Raw genomic sequence first — 23,215 nt, 5'->3', positions numbered from 1 at the left:
GTCCCGCCGCCCCGGCGTCCCCGCGTCCCGGCCGCACGGAAGGGGAGGGACTCCCCGTGACTCGACGCCCGCGCGCGCCGCGCTGGACCGCCGGGGCCCTGCTGGCCGGGGCCGCACTGCTGGCCGCCGCGCCCGCGGGAGCGCCGCCCCCCGCCCGCGCCCCCGCAGCCCTCGCCGCGACGACGGCCGGGGCGAAGACGGCCGGGGCGAAAACAGCCGCCGTGGTGGCCGAAGTACCGGAAGAGGCCTACGAGGAGCTCGCCGGCAGCGCGGCCGGCGTCGGCCGGGAGCACCCCGGCCGGCCCGCCGAGGAGCCCCCCGCCGCCGAGTTCGCCGCGGCCCCCCACGCGGTGCACCCGGCCCGCCCGAGGCCCCAGAACCCGGATCCGGCCGCGCCCGCCCACGTGCCCCCGGGCACCACCCCGGGCACCACCCCGGGCACCACCCCGGGCGCCACCCCGAACCCCGCCCGGAGCCCCGCCCGGAACTCCCCCCGCGAGCCCGTCCCGAACCACCCCTCCGCGGTCACCGCGGTCGGCGCGGAACCCAACGGACGGGCCGCCGACCTGGCCGCACACATGCTGCCGCTCGGCACCGGGCTGGCCCTGATGGGACTGGGCCTCGGATACATGGGCGTGCGGCTGCGCCAGGGGCGCTGACCGGGGCACCGGCCGGGCCGCACGGACCATACCGGGTATACATACTGGGTATGCCACGGTATACATACTCAGTATGTCGATCCGTCACGGGCTTCTCGCCCTACTGGAACGGGGCCCCCGCTACGGGTCCCAGCTGCGTTCCGAATTCGAATCCCGCACCGGCTCCACCTGGCCGCTCAACGTCGGGCAGGTGTACACGACCCTCGGCCGCCTGGAGCGGGACGGGCTCGTCGCCCCCGGCGGCGAGGACACCGCCGGGCACACCCTCTACGCCATCACCGACACCGGCCGCGCCGAACTCCGCGAGTGGTACGAACGCCCGGTCGACCGCACCAACCCGCCCCGCGACGAGCTCTCCATCAAGCTCGCCATGGCCGTGGGCGCCCCCGGCGTGGACATCCGCGCCGTCATCCAGTCCCAACGGCACGCCACCATCAAGGCGATGCAGGACTACACCCGGCTCAAGGCCCAGGCCGTCACCGCCATCGAGAGCGGCCGCTCCGACGAACGCGACGACCTGGCCTGGCTGCTGGTCCTGGAACAGCTCATCTTCCAGACCGAAGCCGAAGCCCGCTGGCTCGACCACTCCGAGTCCCGGCTGGTCCGGCTGGCCGCCCGCGCCGCCGCCGAGCCCGCGCCGCCGGCCGCCCCCGCGGCGCCCCCGGCCACCGGCCCCGCCGCAGACACCACCGCCGTCCGGTCCCGCAGCGCCCGTACCCGGCGCGGCTGAACCACACCCTCCCAGGGGGATCCCTATGCCTGACCAGCACCGTTCCCATGCCATACCCCGGACCGGAGGCCACGCCGCGCCCCGGTCCGCGGACCGGCCCGTACTCCAGCTCGACCGGCTCGTCCGCACCCACGGCAGCGGCGCCACCGAGGTACACGCCCTGCGCGGCATCGACCTGAGCGTCCACGCCGGAGAACTCGTCGCCGTCATGGGGCCTTCCGGCTCCGGGAAGTCGACCCTGCTCACCCTCGCGGGCGGGCTCGACACCCCCACCAGCGGCCACGTCATCGTCGAAGGCGTGGACATCACCACCGCGGGGCGCCGGCAGCTCGCCGCCCTGCGCCGCCGCAGCATCGGCTACGTCTTCCAGGACTACAACCTCATCCCGGCCCTCACCGCCGCCGAGAACGTGGCCCTGCCCCTCGAACTCGACGGCACCTCCGCCCGCAAGGCCCGCGCCGCCGCCCTCGCCGCCCTGGACGAGATCGGCCTGCGCCCCCTCGCCGAACGTTTCCCCGACGAGATGTCCGGCGGCCAGCAGCAGCGCGTCGCCCTCGCCCGCGCCCTGGTCGGCGACCGCCGCCTGGTCCTCGCCGACGAACCCACCGGCGCCCTCGACTCCGAGACCGGCGAATCCGTCCTGGCCCTGCTGCGCTCCCGCTGCGACGCGGGCGCCGCCGGCATCCTCGTCACGCACGAACCCCGGTTCGCCGCCTGGGCCGACCGGGTCGTCTTCCTGCGCGACGGCAGCGTCGTCGACGAAACCCTGCGCAGCCGGGCAGACTCGTTGCTCTCCGGGCGGGCGGCCGGCCTGTGAGTTCCCTGTTCGGATCCTGGTACCACCCCTGGGTCGCTGCCCTGCGCATCGCCCGCCGCGACGCCTGGCGTGCCAAGGGCCGCAGCGTCCTGGTCCTCTCGATGATCGCCCTGCCGATCGTCGGGGTGAGCGCCGCCGACCTCACCCTGCGCAGCTCCGAGCTCACCACCGAGCAGCGGCTGACCCGTCAGATCGGCGCCGCCGACGCCCGGTTCTCCGAGACAGGCCTCGACGGCCCGATCCTCCAGCACCCCGACGGCGAGCACTACGCCCCCGTCGGCGGCTACGACAAGTACCGGCCCGACCCGGAGAAGAAGCAGTCCTCGCTGAAGGCGGCGATCCCGGCCGGCGCCCAGGTCGCCGAGGACGGCAAGGGCAGCATCAAGGTGCACACCGTCCACGGGCTGCTCCAGACCGAGCTGCGCGAACTGGACGTGCACGACCCGCTGACCCACGGCCTGATCACGCTCGACCGCGGCCGGCTGCCGCAAGGGCCCGGCGAGGTCATCGCCACCAACGCCTTCCTGGAGGAGTCCGGGCTGCACGTCGGCTCCGCGGCCACCCCGCGCGGCTCCCCCTCCGCCTACCGCATCGTGGGCGCCTACGAGCTCCCGTCCGAGCTGCGGCGCGCCGAACTCCTGGCCCTCCCCGGGTCCTTGTTCGCCCCGCTGGACCGGGCCCTGCGGGCCGACTCCGGGACCGGGCTCCACACCTACACCTCCTACCTCGTCTCCGTCGGCGGCGAAGGTTTCACGTGGAACACGGTCACGGCGGCCAACGCCAAGGGCGCCCTGGTCAACTCCCGCGCCGTGACCCTGCGCCCGCCCGCCGACTCCCAAGTGCCCCTGTTCAAGCAGGAGCCCAAGGACCGCTACACCCAGGACGGCGACGGGGGCAAGGTCACCGAGCGGGCCGTCCTGGCCACCGTCGTGGCCCTGACCATGCTGGAGATCTGCCTGCTCGCCGGACCCGCCTTCGCGGTCGGCGCCCGGCGCTCGCGCCGCCAGCTCGGCCTGGTCGGCGCCAACGGCGGCGACCGACGGCACATCCGCGCCGTCGTCCTCTCCGGCGGCCTGGTGATCGGCGCCGCCGCGGCCCTCCTCGGCACCGCGATCGGAACGGCTCTGACCCTCGGGCTGCGGCCGGTGCTCGAAGAGCAGATCGGCAGCCGGTTCGGCGGCTTCGGCGTCCGCCCGGCGGAGCTCCTCGGCATCGCCCTGCTCGCCGTGCTGACCGGCCTGCTCTCCGCGATCGCCCCCGCCGTCACCGCCTCCCGGCAGACCGTCCTGGCCTCCCTCACCGGCCGCCGCGGCGTCCGCCGGGCCGGCCGGGTACTGCCCGTCATCGGTCTGCTCGCCATCGCCGGCGGCGTCACGATCGCCCTCTACGGGGCCGAGTACCGGGTCAGCCCCACCTTCGTCTCGGGCGGCAGCGCCCTCGCCGAACTGGGCGTCGTCGCCCTCACCCCGGTGCTGGTCGGGCTCTTCGGGCGGCTGGGCCGGATGCTGCCGCTGTCGCCCCGGCTCGCCCTGCGCGACGCCGTCCGCAACCGGGGGCGTACGGCACCCGCCGTGGCCGCCGTCCTGGCCGCCGTCGCCGGAACCGTGGCCGTCTCCACGTACCAGCACAGCAAGGACGTCCAGGCCCGCCACGAGTACACCGCCGAACTCCCCTCCGGGTCCGGCTACCTGATAGCCAGCGACAACCGCGGCCACAAGGACGTACCGGCCCTGCGCGACACCCTCGCGAAGGACCTGCCGCTGGCCGTACGGGCCGACGCGCAGCGGCTCGTCGCCGGCAACCCGGGCTGCTCCCAGGGCTCCTCGGAACCGGGCTGCGGCCGGGTCGAGGTCATCACCCCGAAGGAACAGCGCTGTCCGCTCAACGAGGCCGAACACGGGCCCGCCTCCTTCCCCCCGGACGAGGCCAAGCGGCTGCGGCAGGACCCGCGCTGCGCGATACCGGAGTTCAACCACCTCCCCCAGACCATCGTCGCCGACGAGAAGCTGATGTCCGTGCTGGCGGTCACCGACCCCGGCTCCGTGACGGCGCTGAAGGACGGCCGGGCCGTGGCCTTCGACCCGCGCATCGTCAAGGACGGCAAGGTCACCCTGCGGATCGTCACCGACCCGGCGGCGGCCGAGGCGGCCCTCGAAAAGCGCGCCGATCCGCCCGGCGAGGACAAGCGGCTGACGGTCCACACGGCCCCGGCCGGAACGAACGCCTGGGGCGTGCACCTGGTGGTCCCGCCCGCCGCCGCCAAGGCGGCCGGCATCGCCACCGCCCCCGTCGGCTCGTACTTCACCCTCGACGGGAAGGCCACCGGCGAGCAGCGGCAGCGGCTCGACGGGGACATCGACCGGTTGGGCGCCGACGCCCAGGTCAGGATCGAGTCGGGTTACCAGGGGCAGAGCACGGTGGGCGTCCTCGCACTCAGCGTCTTCGCGGGCCTGGTCACCATCGGCGCGGCCGGCATCGCGACCGGCCTGGCCCAGGCGGACTCCGAGGCCGACTTGAAGACGCTGGCCGCGGTCGGCGCGGCCCCGCGGGTGCGGCGGACGCTCAGCGGCTTCCAGTGCGGGGTGGTCGCCCTGATGGGCGTGGTGCTCGGCTCCGCGGCGGGCATCCTGCCGGCGGTCGGGCTGCGACTCACCCAGGAGAACGAGCAGCGGCGCCTGGTCGAGCACGGCCTGGCGCTGGGCTACGCCACGGCGCGCGATGCCGAGATCTACGTACCGATCTCGGTGCCGTGGGACACCATCGCCGGACTGCTGGTCCTGGTCCCGCTCGGCGCGGCCCTCCTGGCGGCCCTCGTCACGCGTTCGAACGGCGCACTGGCCCGCCGGGCGGCGGGCTGAGGTTGCGGCCCCCGTACAGGGTGGATCACGCCCGTACGGGGGCACACCGTGTGAGTAAGACGGTGTGCGAGAGAATGACGGCATGGAGATGCCGAGGAGTGAACGGTCGCAGGACAGTCCCCCGCACGTCCTGATCGTGGGACAGGACGGGACGGCGGTCGGCGGCGCCGATGACGAGTCGCGCGAGGTCCCGGTGACGGAGATGGTCGAACAGCCTGCCAAGGTCATGCGGATCGGCAGCATGATCAAACAACTCCTGGAAGAGGTGCGCGCCGCACCCCTCGACGAGGCGAGCCGGGTCCGGCTCAAGGACATCCACGCCGCCTCGGTGAAGGAACTCGAGGACGGCCTCGCCCCGGAGCTGGTCGAGGAACTGGAGCGCCTGTCCCTCCCCTTCACGGAGGAGGCGATCCCGTCCGAGGCGGAACTGCGGATCGCGCAGGCGCAGTTGGTGGGCTGGCTGGAGGGTCTCTTCCACGGGATCCAGACGGCCCTGTTCGCGCAGCAGATGGCGGCGCGGGCCCAGCTGGAGCAGATGCGGCGCGCACTGCCGGCGGGTGCCTCGCACGACGAGGACGAGGACGGCCCCCACGGAGCGATCCGCTCGGGCCCGTACCTGTAACCACCCCCAACGGGGCCGGAACGACTCCCCGTTCCGGCCCCGTCGCCGTTCCCGCCCCGGGGACGCCACCCTGAGCGGGTGCTGGGGCACAGCCCCGAGGGGGTCCGGGGCACAGCCCCAAGCCGGCCCGGGGCGCAGCCCCGAGGGGGTCCGGGGCACAGCCCCGAGGGGGTCCGGGGCGCAGCCCCGACGGGGCCCGGGGCGCAGCCCCGAGGGGGTCCGGGGCACAGCCCCGAGGGGGTCCGGGGCGCAGCCCCGAGGGGGTCCGGGGCGGAGTCCCGGGGAACGGGCGAAGGGTGGGGTGGGGAGTGGCCGCGCAGCGGAACCCCCGGACGCCCCACCGGCCCACCCCGGTTAAGGCCCGGGTAAACGGGCCCCCGCACGGCCCCGACGTCACCCCCATACTCGGGGCATGACCTACGACGCCATCGTCCTGGCCGGCGGCGCCGCCCGGCGGCTCGGCGGGGCCGACAAACCCGCCCTCCCCGTCGGCGGCCGTTCCCTCCTCGACCGCGTCCTGGCCGCCTGCGCGGACGCCACCGCCACCGTCGTCGTCGGCACCCGCAGGCCCACCGCACGCCCCGTCCGCTGGGCCCTGGAGGACCCGCCCGGCGGCGGCCCCGTGGCCGCGCTGGACGCCGGGCTGCGGGCGACCACCGCCGAGCTGGTCCTCGTACTCTCCGCCGACCTGCCCTTCCTCGACCGGGACACCGTCCGGGCCCTGCTCGCCGCCGCGTCCGCCGACCCCGGCGACGGGGCCCTGCTGAGGGACCCCGAGGGCCGCGACCAGCCCCTGGTCGCCGCGTACCGCGCCGAACCGCTGCGCCGCGAGGCGGCCCTGCTCGCCGCCGAGCACGGCCGGCTCGGCGGACTCCCGCTGCGCGTGCTCACCGCCGAGCTGCGGCTGGCCACCGTCACCGCGGCCGAGCCCCTCGCCTCCTTCGACTGCGACACCTGGGAAGACCTGGCGGCGGCCCGTGCCCGGATCAGGGAGCATGGAAGCGTGCTGGAGCAATGGATCATCGCCGCCAAGAACGAACTCGGCATCGACGTCGACGTCGACATCACCACCCTGCTCGACGTCGCACGTGACGCCGCCCACGGCGTCGCCCGCCCCGCCGCCCCGCTGACGACCTTCCTGGTCGGCTACGCGGCCGCGCGCGCGGAGGCCGCGGGCGCCGACCCCGCCCAGGCCGTGGCCGAAGCCTCCCGCAAGGCCGCCGAACTGGCCCTGCGCTGGGCCGCCGAGGCCCAGCCCCCACACCCCGAGGAGACCGGCTCCGGATGACCCGTACCGACGCCGACAACGCCCTGGACGAGGCCCTCGCACTGGTCAGCCGCACCCCCGACGGCGGCGGCCACCGCGCCGCGCCCTGGCAGCGCGCCCGGGAGACCGCCGCCCGGGCCGGTACTGGCGTCCGGGCCCGCACGCACCGGGTCGCCCTCGCGAACGCGCACGGCGAGGTGCTTTCCGCACCCCTCGACGCCCTCGGCGACCTGCCGTCCTTCGACACCTCCGCCATGGACGGCTGGGCCGTCGCCGGGCCCGGCCCCTGGACCATCCGCCCCGGCGAGGGGGTCCTGGCCGGGGCCGAGCCGCCCGCCCCCCTCGCCGACGGCGAGGCCGTTCGGATCGCCACCGGCGCCCGGATCCCCACCGACACCAGCGCCGTCATCCGCAGCGAGCACGCCCGCGAGTCCGGCACCCAGCTGTACTCCGACCGGCCCGTCAGCACCGGACAGGACATCCGCCCGCGCGGCCAGGAATGCCGCTACGGCGACCTGCTGCTGCCCGCGGGCTCCCTCGTCACCCCGGCCGTCCTCGGCCTCGCCGCGGCCGCCGGGTACGACGAACTCCTCACCCGGCCCCGCCCCCGGGTCGAGGTCCTGGTGCTGGGCGACGAGCTCCTCACCGAGGGCCTTCCCCACGACGGCCTGATCCGGGACGCCCTCAGCCCCATGCTCGGGCCGTGGCTGACCCGGCTCGGCGCCGAGGTCATCGGCACGCGCCGGCTCGGCGACGACCCGGACGGGGCCGAGGCCCTGCTCGCCGCGGTCACCGGGTCCACCGCGGACCTGGTCGTCACCACCGGCGGCACCGCCTCGGGCCCCGTCGACCACGTGCACCCCGTCCTGGAGCGCGCCGGGGCCGAGCTGCTCGTCGACGGGGTGGCCGTGCGGCCGGGGCATCCGATGCTGCTGGCCCGCCTGGGCGACCGGGCGGACGGCCGCCACGTCGTCGGGCTGCCCGGCAATCCCCTGGCCGCGGTCTCCGGGCTGCTGACCCTCGCCGAGCCGCTGCTGCGGGCCCTCGCCGGCCGCCGCCAGCGGCCCCGGTACACGGTGTCCATCGAGGGCGACGTACACGGCCACCCGTACGACACCCGGCTGGTGCCGGTCCTGCTGACCGACGAGCACGCCGTACCGCTGCGCTACAACGGCCCGGCGATGCTCCGCGGAGTGGCCGCCGCCGACGCGCTGGCCGTCGTACCGCCACACGGCGTGCGGTCCGGGCAGGACGTGGAGGTCCTCGACCTGCCCTGGGCCTCGGGGGGATGTTTCACGTGAAACTGCACGGCGACGACGCCATGGCCCGGGGCGCCGACGAGAAGCTCGCCGCGCGCCGCATCAAGCTCCCCAAGCGCGTGGTCGAGAAACCGCTGCGGCAGGTCGCGAAACGGCTGCTGATGGCGCTGGCCGTGCTGTTCCTGACGGTCCTGATCGTCTGGCTCGACCGCGGCGGCTACCACGACAACGCCAACGAGGAGGTCGACCTCCTCGACTGCTTCTACTACGCGACCGTGACCCTGTCGACGACGGGCTACGGCGACATCGTCCCGTACAGCGACAGCGCGCGGCTGATCAACATCCTGGTGATCACCCCGCTGCGCGTGCTGTTCCTGATCATCCTGGTCGGCACCACCCTGGAGGTGCTGACGGAACGCACCCGCGAAGAGTGGCGGCTGAGCCGCTGGAGGAAGAACTTGCGCGAGCACACGGTCGTCGTCGGCTTCGGCACCAAGGGCCGCTCGGCCCTGCAGACGCTGCTGGCGACCGGCCTCCAGAAGGAGCAGATCGTCATCGTCGACCCCAGCGCCAAGGTGATCGACACCGCCAACGCGGAGGGGTTCACGGGGGTCGTCGGCGACGCCACCCGCTCCGACGTCCTGCTGCGGGCCGAGGTCCAGAAGGCCCGTCAGATCGTCATCGCCACGCAGCGCGACGACACGGCGGTACTGGTGACGCTGACGGCCCGCCAGCTCAACCGCGGGGCGAAGATCGTGGCGGCGGTCCGCGAAGAGGAGAACGCCCCGCTGCTGAAGCAGTCCGGCGCGGACGCGGTCATCACCAGCGCCAGCGCCGCCGGACGGCTCCTGGGCCTGTCCGTGCTGAGTCCGAGCGCGGGCACCGTGATGGAGGACCTGATCCACCAGGGCAGCGGCCTGGACCTGATCGAACGGCCCGTCCGGAAGGCCGAAGTCGGGCGCGGAGTACGGGAGACGGAGGACCTGGTGGTCAGCGTGCTGCGCGGGCACCGGCTCCTCGCCTACGACGACCCGCACGCGAGCCCGCTCCAGCTGACGGACCGGCTGATCACCATCGTGCGGGCCGCGCCCGCGACGGCCCATCACGTCACGCTCGGCCCGGCGGACTGACCGGGGCGTCGGCGCGGAGCGTACTGGGCGGGGCGCGCCGGGTCGCGTAGATTCCGGGCCATGCATGCGATCACCATCGAGCAGCCCGGCGGTCCCGAGGCCCTCGTCTGGGCCGAGGTACCCGATCCGGTGGCGGGCGAGGGGGAGGTGCTCGTCGAGGTCGCGGCGAGCGCCGTGAACCGCGCCGACGTCCTTCAGCGGCAGGGGTTCTACGATCCTCCGCCCGGCGCCCCGCGCCACCCGGGCCTGGAATGTTCCGGGCGGATCGTCGCCCTGGGGCCGGGGGTGTCCGGCTGGTCGGTGGGCGACGAGGTGTGCGCGCTGCTGTCCGGCGGCGGGTACGCGGAGCGCGTGGCCGTCCCGGTGGGTCAGCTGCTGCCGGTGCCCTCCGGCGTCGACCTGGTGGCGGCCGCCGCGCTGCCCGAGGTCGTCTGCACCGTGTGGTCCAACGTGTTCATGGTCGCCGGGCTGCGTCCCGGCGAGACCCTGCTGGTGCACGGCGGGTCCAGCGGGATCGGCACGATGGCGATCCAGCTGGGCAAGGCCGTCGGGGCGCGGGTGGCGGTCACGGCGGGCGGCAAGGAGAAGCTGGACCGCTGCGCGGAGCTGGGCGCGGACGTCCTGGTCGACTACCGCGAGCAGGACTTCGTGGAGGAGGTGCGGGCCGCGACGGGTGGGGCCGGGGCGGACGTGATCCTGGACATCATGGGCGCGAAGTACCTGGCGCGGAACCTGGACGCGCTGGCCGTGAACGGCCGCCTCGCGATCATCGGGCTCCAGGGCGGGGTGAAGGCCGAGGTGAACCTGGGCGCGCTGCTGGCGAAGCGGGCTGCGATCACGGCGACCTCACTGCGGACCCGGCCGCTGGAGGAGAAGGCTGCCATCGTGGCCGCCGTACGGGAACACGTGTGGCCCCTGATCGCCTCGGGCCGCGTCCGTCCGGTGGTCCACGCGACCTACCCGATGCGGGAGGCCGCCGAGGCCCACCGCGTCCTGGAGTCCAGCACCCACGTGGGCAAACTCCTCCTGACGACCTGACTCCGGCCCGGTCGCCCGGGGCGCCTCCCGGGGCGCCCCGGGAGCCGGGGCGAAGCCCCGGGGAACGGGCGAAGGGCGGGTCGGGGACGGCCCGCGCAGCGGCACCCCCCACCCGCCCTGCCGGCGCCTACAGCCCCCTCAGGAGCACCGCCGGGTTCTCGACGCAGTCGGCCACGTACCGCAGGAACCCGCCCGCCGCGCCGCCGTCGCACACCCGGTGGTCGAACGTCAGGGACAGCTGGACGACCTGACGCACGGCCAGCTCACCCCGGTACACCCACGGCTTCGGGATGATCCGGCCCACTCCGAGCATCGCCGCCTCGGGGTGGTTGATGATCGGCGTGGAGCCGTCGACCCCGAACACCCCGTAGTTGTTCAGGGTGAACGTGCCGCCGGTGAGGTCCGCCGGTGCCAGCTTGCCCGCCCGCGCCAGCTCCGTGAGCCGCGCGAACTCCGCCGACAGGGACTCGGGGCTGCGCGTCTGGGCGTCCCGGACGACCGGGACCATCAGCCCGCGTTCGGTCTGGGCGGCGAAGCCGAGGTGCACGGCCGGGAGCCGGACGATCTCGTTCGCCGCGAGGTCCACCGTGGAGTTCAGCTCGGGGTACTTGGCCAGCGCGGCCGTGCAGATCCGGGCCAGCAGGGCGAGCACCGAGATCTTCGGTCCGTCCACCGCGTTCATCGCGGCCCGCGCCGCCATCAGCTCGGTGGCGTCCGCGTCGACCCAGCAGGTCGCCTCGGGGATCTCGCGCCGGCTGCGCGACAGCTTCTCCGCCACGACGCCGCGCAGCCCCTTGAGGGGGATCCGCTCGCCCTGGGCGGCGACGGCCGCCGCCACGGGAACCGGAACCGCCGCGGGGGCCGCCGGACGCAGCGCCGCCTCCACGTCGGCGCGCAGGATCAGGCCCTCGGGCCCGCTCCCGCGCAGTGCCCGCAGGTCGATGCCGTTGTCCCGGGCCAGCTTGCGCACCAGCGGCGAGATGACGGGCACCGGCCCGGCCGGAGCCGGGGCAGCCGCCGGAACCGCGACGACGGGAGCCGACACGGCGGCGGTGACGGGTCGCACCCGTCGCCGACGCGCTGGGCGCGAATGGTCCGTGCCGTAACCGATCAGGGGCCGGGGCACGTTGCCGGAGCCCTCGGCTTCGGCCTCCGCGGCCCGGGCCGGCTCCGTCACCGACCCCACCGCGACGGTGATCAGCGGAGCCCCCACCGGAAGCTCCGTACCCTCCTCGCCGAAGCGCGCGGTGACCACGCCCCCGTAGGGGCACGGCACCTCGACCATCGCCTTGGCGGTCTCCACCTCGACCACCGGCTGGTCGATCTCGACGACATCGCCCACGGCGACCAGCCAGCGCACGATCTCCGCCTCGGTCAGCCCCTCACCGAGGTCGGGCAGCTTGAACTCCAGTACCTGCGGCATCAGTTCTCCCACTGCAGCCGGGCCACGGCGTCCAGGATGCGGTCCACTCCCGGCAGGTGGTGCTTCTCCAGCATCGGCGGCGGATACGGGATGTCGAAGCCCGTCACCCGCAGCACCGGCGCCTCCAGGTGGTGGAAGCACCGCTCGGTCACCCGCGCGGCGATCTCCGCCCCGGGCCCGCCGAAACCGGCCGCCTCGTGGACCACGACCGCCCGCCCCGTCCGGCGCACGGAGGCCACGACGGTCTCCTCGTCGAAGGGCACCAGCGAGCGCAGGTCGACGACCTCCAGGTCCCAGCCCTCCTCGCGGGCCGCCTCGGCCGCCTCCAGGCAGACCGGCACCGAAGGACCGTAGGTGATCAGGGTCGCGCTCGTGCCCGTCCGCCGGACCAGGGCCTTCCCGATGCCCGGGACCGCCTCCGGGGCCTCCGGCGACCACTGCGCCTTCGACCAGTAGAGCCGCTTGGGCTCCAGGAAGACCACCGGGTCGTCGCTCGCGATGGACGCGCGCAGCAGCCCGTACGCGTCCTCGACGGTCGCCGGGGTCACCACGTGCAGGCCGGGGGTGGCCGTGTAGTACGCCTCGGAGGAGTCGCAGTGGTGCTCCACGCCGCCGATGCCGCCGCCGTACGGCACGCGGATGGTGATCGGCAGCGGCATCGCGCCCCGGGTGCGGTTGCGCATCTTCGCGACGTGCGAGATGAGCTGCTCGAAGGCCGGGTACGCGAACGCGTCGAACTGCATCTCCACGACCGGCCGCAACCCGTACATGGCCATGCCCACCGCCGCGCCGAGGATTCCGGCCTCGGCGAGCGGGGTGTCCGTCACGCGGTCCTCGCCGAACTCCTTCACGAGCCCGTCGGTGATCCGGAAGACCCCGCCGAGCGCGCCGACGTCCTCGCCCATGACGTGGACGGTCGGGTCCTCGGCCATCGCGTCGCGCATGGCCCGGGTCAGCGCCTGGGCCATCGTCGCGGGCTTGACCCCGGGCCGGGTCACCGTGCTCATGCGTCGCCCTCGGCTTCCAGTTCGGCGCGCAGCTGGTCCGCCTGCTCGCGCAGCCGGCCGGTCTGCTCCGCGTAGACGTGTGCGAAGAGGTCCATCGGGTCGAGGACCGGGTCGGCGTTCATTCCCTCGCGGAGGGTCGCCGCCATCGCCTCGGCGGCGTCGCGGGCCTCCTGGATGCCCTGCTCGTCGAGGATCCCGCGGGCGGTCAGCTCGTTCTCCAGCAGCTGCACCGGATCGTGCGCCTTCCAGGCCTCCACCTCGGCGTCCGAGCGGTAGCGGGTCGCGTCGTCGGCGTTCGTGTGGGCCTCCATCCGGTACGTGACGGCCTCGATCAGGGTCGGTCCGCCGCCGGCGCGCGCCCGCTGGACGGCCTCGGTGAGGACCTCGTGGAGGGCGGCGACGTCGTTCCCGTCGACCAGCCGGCCGGGCATCCCGTAGCCCACGGCCTTGTGGGCCAGGGTCGGGGCGGCCGTCTGCTTGGCGAGGGGGACGGATATCGCGAAGCCGTTGTTCTGGACCAGGAAGACCACCGGGGCCTGCCAGACGGCCGCGAAGTTCAGCGCCTCGTGGAAGTCGCCCTCGCTGGTGCCGCCGTCGCCGATCATGGCCAGCGCGACGACCTCGTCCCCGCGCAGGCGGGCGGCGTGCGCCAGGCCCACCGCGTGCGGCAGCTGGGTGGCGAGCGGGGTGCACAGGGGGGCGATCCGGTGCTCGCGCGGGTCGTACCCGGTGTGCCAGTCGCCGCGCAGCAGCGTCAGCGCCTGTACGGGGTCCAGCCCGCGGGCCACGGCCGCGAGGGTGTCCCGGTAGCTCGGGAAGAGCCAGTCCTGCTCCTCCAGGACCAGCGCGGCGGCGATCTCGGCGGCCTCCTGCCCGACGGTGGAGGGGTACACGGCGAGACGGCCCTGCCGGGTCAGTGCGGTGGCCTGCGCGTTGTATCGGCGGCCGCGCACCAGCTCGGCGTAGTACCGGCGCATCAGCTCGGGGTCGAGGCCGGCGGCCGCCTCGGTGCCCAGCACCCGGTAGGGCTCGGGGTCCGGAAGCAGCGGGGCGGCCTCCGTACGGGGCCTCCAGGCGGGCGGCGGGGTGGCACGGTGGGACGCACCGGCACCGGGCAGCTCTTGGACCGTCATGGCGGCGTACACCTCCTCGTGGGAAGCGGGCATGGACGCCTCGGGTGTGAGGCGCCTCACCTACCGATTGTTCGGTCGCCGACGCAATTTGGCTACAGGCGGCTCCAGGCTGTGGACAAACTGGCGGCGGACCCCTGGGATGGGTGCAGGACGTCCAGGAGAGGGAGGCAGTGGCCAATGCCGGATGAACAAATGGCCGGAGCGGGCTCCGCACCGGTCCCGCCGGGGAGCGCTCCGGGGGTCACACCGGTACCGGCTGCCCCGCCGCGTCCCCTCGATCCGATCGACCGGTCGATCATGCGGCTGCTCCAGGCGGACGGCCGTGCGTCGATACGGTCGGTTGCCGAGCAGGTGCACGTCTCCCGGGCCAACGCCTACGCCCGGATCAACCGGCTGATCGACGACGGGGTGATCCGTGGGTTCACAGCCCGTGTGAACCACGAACGCGCAGGTCAGGGCGCTTCCGCATATATCACCCTGAAGATCGTCCAGAACTCCTGGCGGACGGTGCGCGAGCAGCTGCGCGAGCTCCCGGGCGCGGCCCACATCGCCCTGGTCAGCGGGGATTTCGACGTCCTCCTGCTGGTCCACACCCCGGACAACCGGACCCTGCGCGAACTGGTCCTCACCCGCCTCCAGGCCATCCCGGAGGTCCTCTCCACCCGCACCCTGCTGGTCTTCGAGGAAACGGACCTCCTGGACCAGGGCCCGAACCAGCCCACCGCCCCGTCCCCGTCCCCGCCGCTCAGCGAGGACTGAGCGCGGTCGTCACCTCTGCGACGGGCGGCCATACGGGGTCCCCGGGCGGGGTGCGGGCTCATGCGCCGTGCGCTCGCAGCCCGGGAGAGCCGCGCGCATGCGGACTACCGCGCCGTGCGCAGGCCGTCCAGGGCCATGCTGACCACGGCGTCGGCCAGCTGGTCCGGGGTGGTGCCCGGGTGCGGGCGGTACCACTCGACCAGGGAGTTCACCATGCCGAAGAGCAGGCGGGTGGCCAGCCGGATGTCGACGTCCGCGCGCAGGTCGCCGTCGGCCGCGGCGGCCTTGAGGAGTTCGGCCACCTGGTGGTCGAAGTCGCGGCGCCGCTCCAGGGCCCAGCGCTCGGTCCGGGTGTTGCCGCGCACCCGCAGCAGGAGGGTGACGTACGGCAGCTCGGCGACCAGCACCTCGACCGTCCGGCGCGTGACGTACTCGACGCGCGCGACCGCGGAGCCCCGTACCGCCCCGGGCTCCTCCAGGACCGCGAAGAGCCCGTCCAGCGCCCGGCTGACGGCCCGGCGCAGCAGCTCCTCCTTGCCCGCGACGTGGTGGTAGATGGAGGACTTGGAGATGCCCGCGGCCTTGGAGAGATGCTCCATGGAGGTGCCGTCGTAGCCGCGCTCGTTGAAGACCTGGACCGCGACGGTCAGCAGCGTCTCCGGGGTGTACGTGTCCCGCCTCGCGGTGGTCATCCGGTCTCCTCCGCCTCGTCCGCCTCGTCCGCCTCGTCGTCCCCGCCGTCAGCGCCTTCCGCGTATCCGAGCTTGAAAAGGGCCAGCGAGGGCGCGTAGCGGCCGCCCGGACAGCGCTCGTCCAGGTGGTGCAGCAGGTCGTACGCCCAGTCGCGGCCGAGCCGGTCGTGCCATTCGGCCGGGCCCAGCGGGTAGTTGACGCCGAGCCGCATCGCGGTGTCGATGTCCTCGGCGGTGGCCACGCCGCGCGCCAGGGCGTCGGCGGTGAGGTCGATCAGCATCGCGACCGTCCGGGCGACGATCATGCCCGGGACGTCGCCGATGACGGAGACCTGCTTGCCGAGCCGCTGGAAGAGGCCGACCGCCTCGGCGAGGGTCCGCTCGGTGGTGTCCTCGCTGGCGGAGAGCGCGATCCGGGTGGCGCCGCGGTAGTCGAGCGCGAGGTCGAAGTAGACGACGTCGGCGAACTCGACCGCGGTCTTGCCGTCCGCGAGCACCAGCTGGCCCTCCCCGGGCAGCTGGATGTACGGACCCCCGTGGCCGGTGGCCGTCACCGTGATGCCGGCCTCCTCCATGAGCTCCGCGAGCTCCGCCGCCGGACCGAGGTCGCCGACGACCGTGACCTTGTCCGGCGCCTCCTCGGGGCCGGCGGTGTGCGGCGCGGGCACCTCGGCGCCCTCCTCGTACGGGAACCAGCCGTGCCCGGACTTGCGGCCGATGCGGCCCGACTGGACCAGCCGGCGCTGCGCGAGCGAGGGGGTGAACTTGGGGCTCCGGAAGAACGACTCCCAGACGGACCGGGTGACGGCCTCGTTGACGTCCTGGCCGATCAGGTCGGTCAGCTGGAAGGGGCCCATCTTGAAGCCGCCGCTCTCGCGCAGGACGGCGTCGATGGTGGCCGGGTCGGCGCCCTGCTCCTCGTACACCGCGAAGGCCTCGGCGTAGAAGGGGCGGGCGATCCGGTTGACGATGAAGCCGGGGGTGTCGGCGCAGCGGACCGGCGTCTTCCCCCAGCTCAGGACCGTTTCGTACGCGCGGTCGGCAGCGGCCGGCGCGGTCGCGAAACCGCTCACCACCTCGACGAGCGGGAGCAGCGGGGCCGGGTTGAAGAAGTGCAGGCCGAGGAAGCGGCCGGGGTGGGCGAGGCCGGCGGCGAGCTCGGTGACGGAGAGCGAGGAGGTGTTGGTCGCCAGCAGGGCGTCCGGCGCGACCACCGCTTCGACCGAGGCGAAGAGCGCCCGCTTGACGGAGACGTCCTCGACGACCGCCTCGATGACGAGCGCGGCGTCCGCGAGGGCGGCGAGGCCGTCGGCCGCACCGATCCGGCCGATCGCGTCGTCGGCCTCGGCGCGATCCAGGCGGCCCTTGGCGGCCATCCGCTCGACGCGCTCGCGCACGAGGGCGGACCCGGCGGCGGCGAGGTCGTGGTCGATGTCGTGGATCAGCACGCGGTGACCTGCGAGAAGGGCCACCTGGGCGATGCCCTGTCCCATGGTTCCGGCGCCGATGACCGCCACAGTGCCGGACCGCTCGATTGCTGTCATGTCCTGATCCTCCCGCACCGGGTTGTCCACAGGTCCGCCGGGCCCTCTTGTCCCGACCGATCGTTCGGTTACTCTAGCTCCAGTCTGCTCTTCTTCACCCGCCCCCGCATCGATCTCAGCCTGCGAACCAGCCTGATCCTGCCCGGCTCAACGAGGAGTTGGTCCCTGATGGCCGCCGAGCTCACCCTCACCCAGCTGACCGAGAAGCACCGGAACACCCTGGATCAGGCGCTCGCCGCCATCCGAAGCCGTGCCTACTGGTCCCCGCACCCCGAGCACCCCAAGGCCTACGGGGAGACCGCCCCGGCCGACGGCCTCGCCGCCTTCGAGGCCGTCCGCGGCACCCGCTTCGACCTCGGCCAGCCCGGCACCGACGGCTGGACGGGCGGCGAGGTGTCCCCGTACGGCCCGGAACTGGGCGTGGAGTACCCGCACGTCGACCCCGACGTGCTGCTGCCCGCGATGAAGGCCGGCATCGCCGCCTGGCGTGACGCCGGTCCCGAGACCCGTGCCCTGGTCTGCGTCGAGATCCTCGCCCGCATCTCCGCCCGCACCCACGAGTTCGCGCACGCGGTCATGCACACCAGCGGCCAGGCCTTCATGATGGCCTTCCAGGCGGGCGGCCCCCACGCGCAGGACCGCGGCCTGGAGGCCGTCGCCTACGCCTACGAGGAGCAGACCCGCGTCCCGGGGCAGGCCGACTGGTCGAAGCCGCAGGGCAAGCGCGACCCCCTGGAGCTCGGCAAGACCTTCACGGCGGTCCCGCGCGGAGTCGCCCTGATGATCGGCTGCAACACCTTCCCCACCTGGAACGGCTACCCGGGCCTGTTCGCCTCCCTGGCCACCGGCAACGCCGTCCTGGTCAAGCCGCACCCGCGCGCCGTGCTCCCGCTGGCGCTGACGGTGAAGGTGGCCCGCGAGGTCCTCGCCGAGGCCGGCTTCGACCCGAACCTGGTGGCCCTCGCGGTCGAGCGGCCGGGCGAAGGCATCGCCAAGACCCTCGCGGTCCGCCCGGAGATCAAGCTGATCGACTACACCGGGTCCACCGAGTTCGGCGACTGGCTGGAGACCAACGCCCGCCAGGCGCAGGTCTACACGGAGAAGGCGGGCGTCAACACCGTCATCGTCGACTCGACCTCCGACTACAAGGGGATGCTGTCGAACCTGGCCTTCTCGCTCTCCCTCTACAGCGGCCAGATGTGCACCACACCGCAGAACCTGCTGATCCCGCGCGACGGCATCGGGACGGACGCCGGGCACAAGACGTACGACGAGGTCGTCGCCGACCTCGCGGCCTCCGTCGGCGGCCTGCTGGGCGACGACGCCCGCGCCAACGCGCTGCTGGGCGCCCTGGTCAACCCGGACGTCAAGTCCCGACTGGAGGCGGCCGCCGGGCTGGGCGAGGTCGCCCTCGCCTCCCGCGAGGTGGTCAACCCCGAGTTCCCGGACGCGGTCGTCCGCACCCCGGTGATGGTCAAGCTGGACGCCTCCAAGCCCGACCCGGAGGCCGCGTACCTCTCGGAGTGCTTCGGCCCCGTCTCCTTCGCCGTGGCCGTCGACTCCACGGCTGACGCCCTCGACCTGCTGCGCCGCACGGTGCGGGAGAAGGGCGCGATGACGGTGGGCGCGTACACCACCTCCCCGGACACCGAGCGGGCCATCGAGGAGGTCTGCCTGGAGGAGTCGGCGCAGCTGTCCCTCAACCTCACGGGCGGGGTCTACGTCAACCAGACCGCGGCCTTCTCCGACTTCCACGGCTCGGGCGGCAACCCCGCGGCGAACGCGGCCCTCTGTGACGGCGCCTTCGTCTCGAACCGCTTCCGCGTGGTGGAGGTCCGCCGCCAGGCGTAGCCGGCCGACGGCCCCGCGGTCACCGCCCGCGGCCCCGTTCCGGGGCCCGGGTCACGACCCCGGGGCCGGCCGGGGCCGCCTCAGGCGCACTCCGCGGAGCCCGCGGCGGCGGAGGCGGCGGCGGCGGTGGCCGCGCCGGACGCCTCGACCTTCTCCAGGAGCTTCAGGTCGGGGAAGGTGTAGGAGCGGTACGAGGTCCTCACCACCTGCTTGGCGCGCAGGGAGCGCAGCGCGTTCTCGACGGTGGCGCGGGAGAGCATGAGCGCCTGGGCCAGATCCTGCTGGGAGGGCCCCTCGACCCGGTAGCCGTCCTCCGTCATGAAGCCGGACTTGTCCAGCAGCTCCAGGAAGAGCCCGCACAGGCGCTGTTCGGCGGGCCGCGCGAACATCCCGTAGACCCGGTCGCCGGTGCGCAGGCGCTCCGTGATCGCCACGCTCACCGCCCGCATGAGGGTGGGGTGCTTGCCCACCATCGACCGCATCACGTTCATCGGCACGGCCATCGTGACCGTGGTCGTCAGCGCCATGGCGAGGGGCGCCCTGGACGAGGCGAAGACGTCGAGGTCGCCGAGGACGTGGCCCTGGTGCCGGAAGCGCAGCGTCGACGCCTCGTGGTGCACGAGCTCCTCCGACACGATGCCGGTGTCGTTGAGGACGATGTGGACCGAGTCCCCGCCCCGGACCGTCATGCCCCGGATGCGCGCCCCGCGCCCGTACTGGCGGACGCGGGACGCCTGGAAGATCTCCTGACACAGCTCGGTGCTCAGCGATCGGAAGAACGGGTAATCGCCGAAGCCCAGTTCGTGCCGCTTGAAGCGGCGGGCGGGGGTCACAGGACGGTCGTACTCGTACCGGCACCACCCGGCCGCTCCGGCGCCACCGGGGGAGCGACGGGCACCCGGGGGGCGGCGGGCGCGACGGTCGCGTAGGCCTCCGGAGCGGCCGGGCGCGGGGCGGCGGGCTGGAGCGAGGCGAAGACGGGGGGCAGCGAGAGCAGCACGCCGCCGACCGAGCCGATGACGGCGGGAATCCAGCGCGGGGTGGAGGTGAGGCGCCAGACGGCGACCCCGAGGACGGCAGCCACCAGGCCGGTGATCACAACAGCGCTGAGGAGAAGCATATGAGCATCCCTTTTACTTTGCTGATTCAGTTTGATTGGTAGGTGCAGCTTTTTGGCAGGCGCGGGCACGAAGCGCTTGGCGAGAGCGCGGCCCTTGTACTCCGAAGGGAGAATAACGGACGCCACCGGTCATCACGTAACGTCTCCCTATGATCACGGAATCGATCATCCTGTTTGATTCCAGGGCGACTTGCCCCCCAGGTGGGCACACATGTTGTCCGGTCTTCGGACCCTCCCGGTCGCCCGGAGGGCCGCCCGCCGGCCTGTCACCGAGTGCCGGGACGACTTCCTGAATTCCACGGCGCCGTGCACCCGATTCCGGCCATCGGGGTGTCGAAATGCGTACTCGAACGCCGGTACATACCCCAGGTCTGGGGAATTTCCTGGCCGTTACCGCGCCCTCTCCCTAAGGTGAGGGAATCTTCGCCGGGGCCCTGTCGTTAGATACGTCGAGCTGAGTTGAGCCTGGTAGGTGCAGCGCAGCGGTCGGGCGGAGCTTCCGGGGTGGCCCCCCGGACCCGCCCGACGTCACGCACGGGCGCGCTTTCCGGCCACGCGCTACCGGCCCGTAACACCCTGGTGGGGCCCGCCCCAGTGGAAGAGGGTCATGGCCACGCTGGTGGCCAGGTTGTAGCTGGAGACCTGCGGGCGCATCGGCAGGGACACCAGGTGGTCGGCGCGGGCGCGCAACTCCGGCGAGATGCCGTGGCGTTCCGACCCGAAGGCGAGCAGGGCGTCGTCCGGGAGCGTGAGGGAGCGGATGTCCTCGCCCTCCGGGTCGAGCGCGTACAGCGGCCCGGAGGGCAGTTCCTCCAGCTCCATCCGGTCCACGGTGGTGGCGTAGTGCAGTCCCGCCCCGGCCCGGACCACGTTGGGGTGCCACGGGTCGAGGTCGCCGCGGGTCACCACACCGGTGGCGCCGAAACCGGCGGCGAGCCGGACGACCGCCCCGACGTTGCCGAGGTTGCGCGGGTTGTCGAGCAGCACGATCGGAGCCGGGCGGGGGGTCCTGGCGAGCGCGGCCCGTCCGGCGTCCCGGTCGGGGCGCACGGCGAGGGCGGCGACCCCGGTGGGGTGCACGCGGGGGAGCAGCTCCGCCAGCGCGGCGGGCCGCACGAGCCGGGCCACCTCGGGGGCCACGTCGGGAGCCAGGCCGTCGGCGAGCGCCCGTACCGCGGCGGGGTCGTCGGCGACGGCCACCAGCACCTCGGCCCCGAAGCGCAGGGCGTGCTTGAGGGTGTGGAACCCGTCGAGCAGGACCACCCCGTCCCGCCCGACCGCTTCCCGCCACTCCCGGCCGGCCTCACCGAATTCCCGCTGCTCACTCATACCGCCGACCTTACGAGCCCGCGCCGCCCGCCCCGACCGCGCCGTCACGCTCCACCGGTTCCGGCCCCGCCGGCGTCCGGGGCGCGGGGGTCGGGGGACGTGGTCCGGGCACGGCCCGGGGAACGGGCCGGGCGCGGGCGCGGGACCAGCCCCGCACGCCCCTCGCGCCCACCCACACCAGGAACCCCGTCGGCAGGAACACCGCGTCGGCGGCGATCATCGCCAGCGAGAAGAACGGCAGCCCCAGCAGCACCGCGATCCCCGCGTGCTCCAGCATCATCAGCGCCAGCAGCACGTTCTTGACCCGGCGGTTGAACAGCGTGAACGGGAACGCCACCTGCACCGCCACCGTCCCGTACGACAGCAGCATCACCATCACCCCGCTCCCCGCGAGCACGTCCGACAGCTCCGGCCACGGCGCGAAGTAGTCCAGCCGGAGGGGGTAGTACAGCGCGGTCCCGTCCTGCCACCGCGATCCCTGGATCTTGTACCAGCCGGCCGTCGCGTAGATCAGGCACACCTCGGCCATGATGACCAGCATTCCGGCGTTGTGCAGCAGGTTCGCCAGCACGTCGAGGAAGGCCCGCCCCTCGCCGGCCCGCCGCACGGCCCGCTCGGCGGCACCCTCGCCGGGCGCCTCGCCGACCGCCTCGCCGGCCGCCCCTCCCGGGCCTCCTCCCGACCGCTCGTGCCGGTCGGCCACCCACCACAGCGCCGGCCCCGCCCACAGCGCCGCGAAGACCGCGAGCCAGCCGCCGCCCAGGCGTCCGGTCACCGCCCCGTACGCGAGGACCGCGCCCAGCACCCCCCAGAGCACCGGCCCCGCCGCTCCGGCCGAGGCCGAGCCCCGCAGGCGGGCCCGGCGCGCGTCGAGCGACCACACCTGCGCGCAGCGCGTCAGGACCAGGTAGACGGCCATGAGGTGGATGACGTTGTCCCCGCCGTCGCCCATGAACACGCTGCGGTTCTGCAGCGACAGCACGCCGACCATGAAGACGACGGACGTCGCCCGGGTCCGCCAGCCCAGCAGCAGCAGCGCGCTCGCGAGCACGGCGACGGCGTAGACGAGCTCGAACCAGAAGGTGGAGCGCGACCACATCAGCACGGTGAAGGCGTCGTTGGAGGCCACCAGCCGCTCCGCCAACCGCCAGCTCCACGGCCCGTCGGGCCCGTAGAGCTGGTGCCGGTTCGGGAACTCGCACAGGAGGAAGAGCAGCCAGGTCCCGGCGAAACCGATGCGGACCACGGCGCTCTGGTAGGGCCCCAGCGCCTGCCCGGTGACCTTCGCGAGCGCCCGCCTCACACGGTCCACCACGGCAGCTCCCGGTAGTACGTCTGGGTGTCGGTCTTCTCGTCGCTCCAGCTCGGCGCGGGTACGGACCGCGTCGCCGAGCGCAGCTGGACGCGCAGGATCCGGCCGTCGCGGTAGACGGGGACGAGCCGCTCCAGCGCGATGCGCCGCAGGTACTCCTCGGACAGCGCGCCGCGCTCGCCGGTCGGCTTGTCGTCGTCGTCGTGGGAGCCGGTGAAGAAGTCCCAGGCCCGGCGGAGCTCGTTCTGCTCGGTGTGGCTCGGCAGCGGATTGTGCCGGATGGCGGCGCCGTCCTCGGCGGACAGGTCGCGCCAGCCGCTGGTGACGAGCTCGCCGCCCCGGGTGCGGACCTGGGCGCGGACCTCGACGGCGATGTTCTGCTGGAGGGGGTTGGGCGCGAAGAGCTTCCAGTTCTGTTCGAACTCGGGGTAGATCCAGCCGTCGATCAGCGCCGCGTTCCGCTTGCTGACCGTGTTGGACGGGGCGACGTGCAGGAAGACGAGCGCCAGGTGCGTGCAGGCGGCGACGGCCACGGCCGCGAGGGCGAGGGCCGCGAGGACTCGGTACGGGGCGGACAGCCCGGCGATCCCGGGCACCCGGGGCGGCACCTTCCGCGGCTCCGGAGGGGCTCCTTCCACGGGCTCGTGCTCGTTCGAATCCATCCC

Annotated in this window: 21 protein-coding genes; 11 read left to right on the top strand and 10 right to left on the bottom strand. The window is 73.8% G+C overall.

What is annotated here, in order from left to right; translation table 11 throughout:
- Window positions 1-56: 56 nt before the first annotated feature.
- The 9 genes from ACEPPI_RS00645 to ACEPPI_RS00605 all read left to right on the top strand — a co-directional run bounded on the left by ACEPPI_RS00645 (window position 57) and on the right by ACEPPI_RS00605 (window position 10,380).
- Window positions 57-659: a hypothetical protein gene (locus ACEPPI_RS00645; protein WP_373913264.1), complete on the top strand. Its 603-nt coding sequence runs from the start codon at window positions 57-59 to the stop codon at window positions 657-659.
- 73 nt (window positions 660-732) lie between these two features.
- Window positions 733-1,389, top strand: a complete 657-nt coding sequence (locus tag ACEPPI_RS00640; protein WP_373913263.1) for a PadR family transcriptional regulator — start codon at window positions 733-735, stop codon at window positions 1,387-1,389.
- 25 nt (window positions 1,390-1,414) lie between these two features.
- A complete protein-coding gene (locus ACEPPI_RS00635; protein ID WP_373913262.1) occupies window positions 1,415-2,206 on the top strand; it encodes an ABC transporter ATP-binding protein in 792 nt (263 codons plus the stop codon).
- A gap of 101 nt (window positions 2,207-2,307) precedes the next feature.
- Entirely contained in the window at window positions 2,308-5,064 is a 2,757-nt protein-coding gene (locus ACEPPI_RS00630; RefSeq protein ID WP_373913326.1) for an FtsX-like permease family protein, read from the top strand.
- 82 nt (window positions 5,065-5,146) lie between these two features.
- On the top strand, window positions 5,147-5,686 hold the full coding sequence (locus tag ACEPPI_RS00625; RefSeq protein WP_266840241.1) for a bacterial proteasome activator family protein: 540 nt from the start codon (window positions 5,147-5,149) through the stop codon (window positions 5,684-5,686).
- A 412-nt stretch (window positions 5,687-6,098) separates the two neighbouring features.
- Complete coding sequence (locus ACEPPI_RS00620) at window positions 6,099-6,974, top strand: NTP transferase domain-containing protein (protein WP_373913261.1); 876 nt, start codon at window positions 6,099-6,101, stop codon at window positions 6,972-6,974.
- Entirely contained in the window at window positions 6,971-8,254 is a 1,284-nt protein-coding gene (locus ACEPPI_RS00615) for a molybdopterin molybdotransferase MoeA (RefSeq protein WP_373913260.1), read from the top strand. Before ACEPPI_RS00620 ends, ACEPPI_RS00615 begins: the two co-directional genes overlap by 4 nt.
- Window positions 8,242-9,342, top strand: coding sequence for a TrkA family potassium uptake protein (locus tag ACEPPI_RS00610; RefSeq protein ID WP_373913259.1), 1,101 nt, complete (start codon window positions 8,242-8,244; stop codon window positions 9,340-9,342). The genes ACEPPI_RS00615 and ACEPPI_RS00610 overlap by 13 nt, the downstream gene beginning before the upstream one ends.
- A 60-nt stretch (window positions 9,343-9,402) precedes the next feature.
- Window positions 9,403-10,380 (top strand): NAD(P)H-quinone oxidoreductase, encoded by a 978-nt coding sequence (locus ACEPPI_RS00605; protein WP_373913258.1) that lies wholly within the window; start codon window positions 9,403-9,405, stop codon window positions 10,378-10,380.
- Window positions 10,381-10,507: 127 nt separating this feature from the next.
- On the opposite strand, the gene ACEPPI_RS00600 is transcribed toward ACEPPI_RS00605, so the two are convergent.
- Genes ACEPPI_RS00600 through pdhA form a run of 3 tightly spaced genes read right to left on the bottom strand, consistent with a single transcriptional unit; the run spans window position 10,508 to window position 13,943 of the window.
- Window positions 10,508-11,803, bottom strand: coding sequence for a dihydrolipoamide acetyltransferase family protein (locus ACEPPI_RS00600; RefSeq protein WP_373913257.1), 1,296 nt, complete (start codon window positions 11,801-11,803; stop codon window positions 10,508-10,510).
- Window positions 11,803-12,810: an alpha-ketoacid dehydrogenase subunit beta gene (locus ACEPPI_RS00595; protein WP_356216725.1), complete on the bottom strand. Its 1,008-nt coding sequence runs from the start codon at window positions 12,808-12,810 to the stop codon at window positions 11,803-11,805. Before ACEPPI_RS00595 ends, ACEPPI_RS00600 begins: the two co-directional genes overlap by 1 nt.
- On the bottom strand, window positions 12,807-13,943 hold the full coding sequence (gene pdhA, locus ACEPPI_RS00590) for a pyruvate dehydrogenase (acetyl-transferring) E1 component subunit alpha (RefSeq protein WP_373913325.1): 1,137 nt from the start codon (window positions 13,941-13,943) through the stop codon (window positions 12,807-12,809). The genes ACEPPI_RS00595 and pdhA overlap by 4 nt, the downstream gene beginning before the upstream one ends.
- Before the next feature lie 177 nt (window positions 13,944-14,120).
- Between pdhA and ACEPPI_RS00585 the strand changes: the two genes are divergently transcribed.
- A complete protein-coding gene (locus ACEPPI_RS00585) occupies window positions 14,121-14,702 on the top strand; it encodes an Lrp/AsnC family transcriptional regulator (protein WP_373913256.1) in 582 nt (193 codons plus the stop codon).
- A 104-nt stretch (window positions 14,703-14,806) separates the two neighbouring features.
- Here ACEPPI_RS00585 and ACEPPI_RS00580 read toward each other — a convergent pair whose 3' ends face one another.
- Window positions 14,807-15,394, bottom strand: a complete 588-nt coding sequence (locus ACEPPI_RS00580; protein ID WP_356216719.1) for a TetR/AcrR family transcriptional regulator — start codon at window positions 15,392-15,394, stop codon at window positions 14,807-14,809.
- Complete coding sequence (locus ACEPPI_RS00575) at window positions 15,391-16,938, bottom strand: 3-hydroxyacyl-CoA dehydrogenase (protein ID WP_373913255.1); 1,548 nt, start codon at window positions 16,936-16,938, stop codon at window positions 15,391-15,393. Before ACEPPI_RS00575 ends, ACEPPI_RS00580 begins: the two co-directional genes overlap by 4 nt.
- Before the next feature lie 168 nt (window positions 16,939-17,106).
- Here ACEPPI_RS00575 and paaN point away from each other — a divergent pair, with 168 nt between their 5' ends.
- Window positions 17,107-18,789, top strand: coding sequence for a phenylacetic acid degradation protein PaaN (paaN, locus tag ACEPPI_RS00570; RefSeq protein ID WP_373913254.1), 1,683 nt, complete (start codon window positions 17,107-17,109; stop codon window positions 18,787-18,789).
- 80 nt (window positions 18,790-18,869) lie between these two features.
- Here paaN and ACEPPI_RS00565 read toward each other — a convergent pair whose 3' ends face one another.
- From ACEPPI_RS00565 to ACEPPI_RS00545, 5 genes are all read right to left on the bottom strand, one after another.
- Window positions 18,870-19,622, bottom strand: a complete 753-nt coding sequence (locus ACEPPI_RS00565) for a Crp/Fnr family transcriptional regulator (protein ID WP_373913253.1) — start codon at window positions 19,620-19,622, stop codon at window positions 18,870-18,872.
- Complete coding sequence (locus tag ACEPPI_RS00560) at window positions 19,619-19,909, bottom strand: hypothetical protein (RefSeq protein WP_373913252.1); 291 nt, start codon at window positions 19,907-19,909, stop codon at window positions 19,619-19,621. Before ACEPPI_RS00560 ends, ACEPPI_RS00565 begins: the two co-directional genes overlap by 4 nt.
- A 558-nt stretch (window positions 19,910-20,467) precedes the next feature.
- Window positions 20,468-21,238, bottom strand: coding sequence for a TrmH family RNA methyltransferase (locus ACEPPI_RS00555; RefSeq protein WP_373913251.1), 771 nt, complete (start codon window positions 21,236-21,238; stop codon window positions 20,468-20,470).
- 10 nt (window positions 21,239-21,248) lie between these two features.
- The gene (locus ACEPPI_RS00550; protein WP_373913250.1) at window positions 21,249-22,553 is read right to left on the bottom strand and encodes an HTTM domain-containing protein; all 1,305 of its coding nucleotides are present in this window, start codon (window positions 22,551-22,553) and stop codon (window positions 21,249-21,251) included.
- Complete coding sequence (locus tag ACEPPI_RS00545; protein WP_373913249.1) at window positions 22,538-23,146, bottom strand: DUF5819 family protein; 609 nt, start codon at window positions 23,144-23,146, stop codon at window positions 22,538-22,540. Before ACEPPI_RS00545 ends, ACEPPI_RS00550 begins: the two co-directional genes overlap by 16 nt.
- Window positions 23,147-23,215 lie beyond the last annotated feature (69 nt).

The organism is Streptomyces sp. AB3(2024) (genome assembly GCF_041862025.1).
Lineage (GTDB): Bacteria > Actinomycetota > Actinomycetes > Streptomycetales > Streptomycetaceae > Streptomyces.
Note: the sequence above shows the minus strand (reverse complement) of the source record. Positions and strands in the feature narration are given on the sequence as shown.